We start from the raw sequence: 7,179 nt of genomic DNA on the forward strand, positions 1-7,179 counted from the left end.
GGGCTCAGCGGGGCGGGCGGCGTTTGCGCGTGCGGTCGGACACGCCCCACTGGGTGATGCGCAGCGCCGCCTCGGCCATGACGTCGCGGCTCATCTTGCTGGTGCCGTGGACCCGCTCGACGAAGGTGATCGGGACCTCCACCACGCGCAGCCCCTTCCGCACGGCCCGCAGCGCCAGGTCGATCTGGAAGCAGTAGCCGCGCGAGTCGACGTCGTCCAGGCCGATCTTGTCCAGCGTCGCGGCGCGGAACGCGCGGTAGCCGCCGGTGGCGTCGTGCAGGTGGAAGCCGAGCATCAGCCGCGCGTAGGTGTTGGCGCCGCGCGACAGCGCCTCGCGGCGCTTCGGCCAGTTGCGGACCTTGCCGCCGGGGACCCAGCGGGCGCCGATGACCAGGTCGGCGTCCTCCAGGGCGGTCAGCAGCCGCGGCAGCTCCTCGGGCTGGTGGGAGCCGTCGGCGTCCATCTCGACCATGACATCGTAGCCGTGCTCGGCCGCCCACCGGAACCCGGCGATGTAGGCGGGGCCGAGACCGTCCTTGCCCGCGCGGTGCAGGACCTTGATCCGCGCGTCCGCGGCCGCCATGGCGTCGGCGACCTCGCCGGTGCCGTCGGGGCTGGCGTCGTCGACCACCAGGACGTCCACCGAGGGGACGGCCTCGCGCACCCGGCCGGCGATGCGCTCGATGTTGTCCCGCTCGTTGTACGTCGGGATGATCACGAGCACCCGGCCGAGGTCGGCTGGGATCTCCATCGGTGTCAATTCCCCTCGTTCTTCTTGGCCGCCGTCCGAGCCGCCCATGCCGCCGCGCAGGCCGCGCCGAGCCCGAGCGCCGCGAGCACCCATTCGGGCGCGGCGCCGAGCCGGTCCGAGAGCGTCCGCGACGTCCGCGCCTGGACGGTCGCGACCTGCAGGTCCGGGACGAACTCCCGGGACTTGTCGATCATCCGGCCGTCCGGGGCGACGATCGCGCTGATGCCGCTCGTCGCGGCAACCAAGATCGTACGGCCATGCTCGACCGCGCGCAGCCGGGACATCGCGATCTGCTGCGGCGGCAGGCTGGTGCGGCCGTAGGTGGCGTTGTTGGTCTGCACGACCAGCAGGTCGCCGCGCGCCACGTCGCGGACCTCCCGGTCGTAGGCCACCTCGAAGCAGATCACGTCGCCGACGGTCACCGGGCCGAGCCGCATGACGCCCGAGCGGGTGCCCTTGGCGAAGTCGCGGGGGATCCGCTCGAACCGGGTGATCAGCTTGGTGAGGACGTCGCGGAACGGCAGGTACTCCCCGAACGGGACGGGGTGCCGCTTGACGTAGTAGTCGCCGGGCCCGGTCCGCGGGTCCCAGACGATGCCGCGGTTCTCGACCTTCTCGCCGCCGGGGGTGTCGGTGAGCGCGCCGACCAGGACGGGGACGCCGACGGCCTTCACCGCGCCGTCGATGGCGTTGTAGGCGTCGGGTTCGGCGTAGGGGTCCAGGTCGCTGGCGTTCTCGGGCCACACGACCAGCTCGGGCCTGGCCACCTCCCCGGCGCGGACCCGCCTGGCCAGCTCGTGGGTGGCCTGGACGTGGTTGTTCAGGACGGCCTTGCGCTGGCCGAGGTAGTCAAGGCCGAGGCGCGGCACGTTGCCCTGCACGACGGCGACGGTGACCGGACGCCCCGAGGCGGGGGTGGGGATGAGCGCACCGCCACCGGCGAGCGCCGCGATCAACGCGAGCGCCGCCACGGCGGGCGCCAGCGCGCGCCAGGCCCGTGCGGGCGCCTCCTCCGCCCGCGCGTTCCGGGCCCGGTACGCGCGGTGGGCGACGACGGCGGCGTAGGCGAGCAGGCCGCCGATCAGCGCGGTCAGGAACGTGACGAGGGGCGCGCCGCCGAGGGAGGCGTAGGGCGTCAGGGGCGTGGCGGTCTGGCTGAACGCGAGCCGCGCCCACGGGAACCCGCCGAACGGGACGTTCCCCCGGACCAGCTCCTCCCCGACCCAGAGCGCGGCCGTCCACACGGGCCAGCCCGGGAGCCGCGCGACCAGGGAGATCCCGGCGCCGAGCGGCAGGAAGTACAGGGCCTGGACGAGGCTGAGCACGATCCACCCGTCCGGGCCGATGGCGGAGATCCCCTCCAGGACGGGCAGGAAGAATGCGGCGCCGCCGACGAAGCCGAGCCAGGCGCCGGTCCGGGGAGAGCGGCCGCGCAGGGCGAGGGTGAGCATCGCGACGCCGACGGGCGCGAGGGGCGTGAGGTCGAGGGGCGGGAAGGCCAGGCACATGACCAGCCCGGACGCGACGGCCAGGAGGGTGCGGGGCCAGCCGGCGCGGCCGCCGCCGCGGAGCCGGGCGGGCAGGCCGCTCAGCCGCCCCCGCCGCTCCCGGCCGCCGGATTCGCCGCCGGGCTCGGCACCGGGGCCTTTGGCCGGCGACCGGTCCGGCAGGGTCTCCTGGGCCACGTCCCACCTCGTTCAGTCGGTCCTTGTGGGAACGCTACCGGGCTCCGGCGGCCACGGCGACCGCACGGGCACGCGCGGAATCCCCGCGAAGCCCAGCGCACACGGGCCGGCGGCCCCGGACACGGAAGAGGGCCCGCGACACCCATCGGGCCGGAGTCGTCCCACAGGCGGTGAGAGCGAGGCTCCGTTTTCTACTGGATGTCCGGGCCCTTCCCGGGTCCAACCCCCCGCGCGATCGGGCGGCTCCGTCCGGGCTCGGCCCCGGATCACCGCGCTGGCTCGGGCGGGCACGTGTCGACCACTCGCGTGATCCCCGTCCCGTCGTGGCGCGGCGCCCGGCGGCGCCCCGGGCGGCCGATCGGTGAGTCCCGTGCTGGACTGCTGCAAAACTACCGGCTTCCGCCACCTTGTCAACCGCCGCATGTTCTGCGGGGACTCAGTGTTTTCCCAGCTCAACACCATGATCGTGACGCTGTGCGAATTGGCCGGACCGAATTTCGATCTTTGCGCGGGCACGGACCGGCCGGACGTGGCCGGAGGCCCTCTCAGCCGCCGGGCGCGGGCACGACGACGGTTCCGGTGGCGGTGACCGCGACGATCGGCTCGGGCAGCGCCTCGGCGGCGGACTCCCCCTTGCCGGGGCGTCCCCGGCACACCACGCGCGCCTCGAACTCCATGACGCGGCTGCGGGTGCCCGCCCGGATGAGGACGGCGGTGGTCTCCAGGACGTCCCCGGCCCGGACGGGCGCGCGGAACTGCACGTCGGAGTAGGAGGCGAACAGGCCCTCGTCGCCGTCGGTGCGGATGCACAGCTCCGTCGCCACGTCCCCGAACAGGCCGAGGACGTAGGCGCCGTCGACCAGGTCGCCGGCGTAGTGGGCGTGGGAGTAGGGGATGTACCTGCGGTGCGTGACGGACGTCCCCTCGCGCGGGTCGCTCACTGGTCGTCGTCCTCCTCATCGGCACGGGCCTCGTCGGCACCGGCCTCGTCGGCACGGGGCGCGTCGGTAGGGTGCAGGGCGTCGGCGGGCAGCAGGGCGTGGACGATGTAGCTGGCGACCTCGGCGGGCGTGGTGCCCTTGCCGAAGATCCGGTCGACGCCGAGGTCGGCCTCGCTGACGGTGTCGAACCGGGGGCCGCCGACGACCAGCAGCGGCCGTCCCATCCCGCCGGCGACGGCGGTCGGGTACTCGGCGTGGAACGCGGCGGCCATCTGCTTGGTGTTGTGCAGGTGCGCGTTGCGCTGGGTGACGACCTGCGACACCAGGACGGCGTCGGCGTCCTCGGCCTTGGCGCGCTCCACCAGTTCCGCGACGGTCACCTGCGCGCCCATATTCACCACCTGGATCTCGCGGTAGTACTCCAGGCCCTTCTCCCCCGCGAACCCCTTGACGTTCAGGATCGCGTCGATCCCGACGGTATGCGCGTCGGTGCCGATGCAGGCGCCGACGACCACCAGCCGCCGGTTGAGAGCCCGCCGGATCGCCTGGTTCACCTCCTGCGACGTCAGCAGCGGGTAGGCGCGCTCCTCCGGGACGGGGATGGACGCGTAGTCGATCAGGTGCCCGACCTTCCCGTACACGATGAAGAAGGTGAAGTCGGGGCCCATCGGCTTGGCGTGCACGACGCTGGCGGGGTCCAGGCCCATCTTCGCGGCGAGCTGCAGCGCGGCGGCGTCGGCGCGCTTGCCCGCGGGAACGGGCAGGGTGAACGACATCTGCACCATGCCGTCGCCGGTGGTGTCGCCGTAGGGGCGGATCACCTGCCGGGTGTCGGCCGGCTCGACCGGGGTCTGCGTCCCGGTCCCGGGGCTTTCGACCGTCATGCGGGCACCTCCTGACCGGCCGCGCCGCCTGCCGCGCCGGCGGCGGTGTCCGGGTTCTCGGCGTCGAGGATCTCGATCGCGGGGTTGACGTAGCCGTCGGCGCGCGGGACGACGCCGTCCAGGCCCTTGCCTCCGTCGGGCGGGCGGCGGGTGACGCCGAACGTGCCCTCGGCGATGGCGTCGAGGAGCCCGTCGTCGGCGATGCGGCCGAGCAGGTCGACCGACTCCGAAAGCACCCGCTTGGCGCGCTGGACGAGCATGCCGTCCGGGCGGGGCATGAAGTCCTCGGCGAGGCTCCCGCAGGCGTCGCGGACGTACCGGACGTTCTCCAGCGCGAGGTCGCGGTCCGACAGCCAGGGGGTGTGGATGCCCTCGGTCATCATCCCGATCAGGATGATCGACTGCCCGGTCATCACGCCGGCGAGGTTGAAGAACGCGTCCAGCAGGTACCCGGCGAAGATGTTGCCGGTCATGTGCTTGGTCGGCGGCATGTACTTCAGCGGCGCGCCGGGGAACAGCTCCCGGACGAGCTGCGCGTGCGCCAGCTCCAGCCGGAACGACCCGGGGATCGCCGGGTCGATCTCGAAGGCGTGGCCGAGGCCGAGCTGCGCGTCGGCCAGGCCCGCCTCGTGCCCGAACCGCTCGTTCAGCAGCTGGCTGACGATCACGGTGTGCGCGGCGTCGACGGCGTCGGCGGTGGTGAGGTAGTTGTCCTCGCCGGTGTTGATGACGATGCCGGCGCGGGCGTGGATCTGCCGGGAGAAGCGCTGGTCGATGAACGTCCGGCGGGGGTTGATGTCGCGGAAGATGATCCCGTACATGCAGTCGTTCAGCATCATGTCCAGGCGCTCGAGCCCGGCGAGCGTCGCGATCTCCGGCATGCACAGGCCGGAGGCGTAGTTCGTCAGCCGCACGTACCGGCCCAGCTCGCGGGACACCTCGTCCAGCGCGGACCGCATCAGCCGGAAGTTCTCCTGGGTGGCGTACGTGCCGGCGTAGCCCTCGCGGGTGGCGCCCTCGGGGACGAAGTCCAGCAGCGACTGGCCGGTGGAGCGGATCACCGCGACGACGTCGGCGCCCTCGCGGGCGGCGGCCTGCGCCTGCGGGATGTCCTCGTAGATGTCGCCGGTCGCGACGATCAGGTACACCAGCGGCCGGGGCGGGTCGGCCGTGTCGGGGGTGGGCAGCTCGCGCAGCAGCGCGTCGCGCTCGGCGCGGCGGCGGTCGATGCGGCCGATCCCGGCGCGGGCCGCCTCGGCGGCGGCCTTGCGGGCGTGCTCGGCGTCGGTCCCGGCGGGCAGCCGGAACGACACGCGGCCCCGGGCGGCGGCCCGGGCGAGGTCGCCGAGGGAGCCGTGCGGGCCGTTCAGCAGCGCGTCCCACACCGGGAGGGCCGCGCCGTGCTCCAGGCCGACCTGGTCGCGGACGGTGTCGGCGAGGTGGTTGGCCCAGGGCCGCCCCTCGTCGTCGGCGCCGGTGAGGCCGGCGAGGCGCAGCAGGGCCCGCTCGACGGAGACGGTCGTGTGGGAGCGGGCCATCCGGATGATCGGCTCGGCGGCCCGGGCGGCGAGCCGCCGGGCGGTGCGCACCACCTCCGGGTCGAGGTCCAGCTTTCCTTGCGGCGCCATCGCCGCCTCCCCTCGCATGGCCGCCCCTGCCAGGCCGGTCCCGTCAATCGTCCTTCAATCTGAGATCTCTACGAGAGATCTTCCGGCATGAACACCGTATTTCACAAGAACTACCACCAGTTCTTCCCCGCCTCACGTCCGGGGACAGCTTCATCTTCCCTGGCCGGGCGGTCACCTCACCGCCCGGTGACGCCTGCGGCGGATTCCGGGCGTGGCGACTGACCGTAAATCTACAATCACCGCAGGTAATGGCAGATCCGTCCCCCGGGAGAGCCATGATCGTCTACATTGTGGCCGCGGCCTGCGCCATCGGCGTGGTGATCGTGGCGAGCAGGCTGGTCAAGCGGACGCGCGCCGTCGACGACCCCGACGCCGACGGCCCCACCGTCGCCCACACCGGCGCGATGCTGTCCGCGCTGTTCCTGCTGGCGTTCGCGATCGCCGTCGTCGTGCCGTGGACGTCGGCCGACTCCGCGCGCTCCAACACCTACACCGAGAGCCAGGCGATCGCCGAGGCGCACTGGGCCGCGTCGCGGCTGCGGCCCGCCGACGCCCGGCACGTCCAGCAGGGGCTGCGCGACTACGTCGACCTCGTCCGCGGCCCCGAATGGAGCCTGATGGAGCACGGGCGCCTCAGCCACCGCGGCTGGACGGAGCTTGACCGCCTGCGCCGCGACGTCATCGCCGTCAAGACCGGCGACGACGACGAGCTCAAGGACGCCCGCACCACCGTCCTGAACCACCTCGGCGAGATCTCCTCCGCCCGGCGCCAGCGCGCCATGGACGCCCGGACCTCGCCGCCCGCCGGGCTGCTCATCATCACCGTCCTGACCGGGATCGTCGTCGTCATGCTGCCGTTCCTGTCCGGCGCCCGCCCGCGCGGGATGACCCTGGTCCCGCTGTGCCTGATGGCGTCGCTGCTCGCGGCCGGGACGTACCTCACCATCGACATCTCGAACGTGTTCACCGGGGCCCTGGCCGTCGGCCCGGACGCGTTCACGAGCCTTCAGGCCGACCTCCAGCGCATCGCGGAAGGCGGGTGAGCATGCGCAGCGCCCTCGTCCTGCCGGTCCTGTCCGCCGCCGTCGCGGCCGGGCTCGCCTTCCCCTGCTGCGCGCTCGCCGCCCAGCCGCCCCCGATCCCGATCCCCAAGCCGCGCGTCAGCCTGTGCGTCGACGTGGAGATCCACTTTCCCCGCCGGCCGGCCGGACCCTCCGATTGGCCGACCTGCACGCCGCCGCCGCTGCCCACACCCCCCGTGCCCCCGACGCCGCCCATACCGCCCATACC

7 protein-coding genes are annotated in these 7,179 nt (G+C 73.3%); 2 read left to right on the forward strand and 5 right to left on the reverse strand.

Going from position 1 to position 7,179, the window contains the following annotated elements; all coding sequences use genetic code 11:
- Positions 1-4 precede the first annotated feature (4 nt).
- From ETD83_RS37370 to kamD, 5 genes are all read right to left on the reverse strand, one after another.
- Positions 5-751 (reverse strand): polyprenol monophosphomannose synthase, encoded by a 747-nt coding sequence (locus ETD83_RS37370; protein ID WP_138649927.1) that lies wholly within the window; start codon positions 749-751, stop codon positions 5-7.
- A 5-nt stretch (positions 752-756) separates the two neighbouring features.
- Positions 757-2,436 carry an apolipoprotein N-acyltransferase gene (gene lnt / locus ETD83_RS37375; protein WP_230421448.1) on the reverse strand — a complete coding sequence of 560 codons (1,680 nt, stop codon included), beginning with the start codon at positions 2,434-2,436 and terminating at the stop codon, positions 757-759.
- 545 nt (positions 2,437-2,981) lie between these two features.
- Positions 2,982-3,377, reverse strand: coding sequence for a 3-aminobutyryl-CoA ammonia lyase (gene kal / locus ETD83_RS37380; RefSeq protein WP_138649928.1), 396 nt, complete (start codon positions 3,375-3,377; stop codon positions 2,982-2,984).
- Positions 3,374-4,261, reverse strand: coding sequence for a lysine 5,6-aminomutase subunit beta (gene kamE / locus ETD83_RS37385; RefSeq protein ID WP_138649929.1), 888 nt, complete (start codon positions 4,259-4,261; stop codon positions 3,374-3,376). The genes kal and kamE overlap by 4 nt, the downstream gene beginning before the upstream one ends.
- Positions 4,258-5,889, reverse strand: a complete 1,632-nt coding sequence (gene kamD, locus ETD83_RS37390; protein WP_138649930.1) for a lysine 5,6-aminomutase subunit alpha — start codon at positions 5,887-5,889, stop codon at positions 4,258-4,260. The genes kamE and kamD overlap by 4 nt, the downstream gene beginning before the upstream one ends.
- 275 nt (positions 5,890-6,164) lie before the next feature.
- Between kamD and ETD83_RS37395 the strand changes: the two genes are divergently transcribed.
- Together ETD83_RS37395 and ETD83_RS37400 are read left to right on the forward strand one after the other, a co-directional pair.
- Positions 6,165-6,932 (forward strand): bestrophin-like domain, encoded by a 768-nt coding sequence (locus ETD83_RS37395; protein ID WP_138649931.1) that lies wholly within the window; start codon positions 6,165-6,167, stop codon positions 6,930-6,932.
- Positions 6,929-7,179, forward strand: a 251-nt coding sequence (locus ETD83_RS37400) for a hypothetical protein (RefSeq protein ID WP_205718094.1), incomplete at its 3' end; no start/stop codon positions are given. The genes ETD83_RS37395 and ETD83_RS37400, both read left to right, overlap by 4 nt.

The sequence above is a fragment of the Actinomadura soli genome, assembly GCF_005889715.1.
Lineage (GTDB): Bacteria > Actinomycetota > Actinomycetes > Streptosporangiales > Streptosporangiaceae > Spirillospora > Spirillospora soli.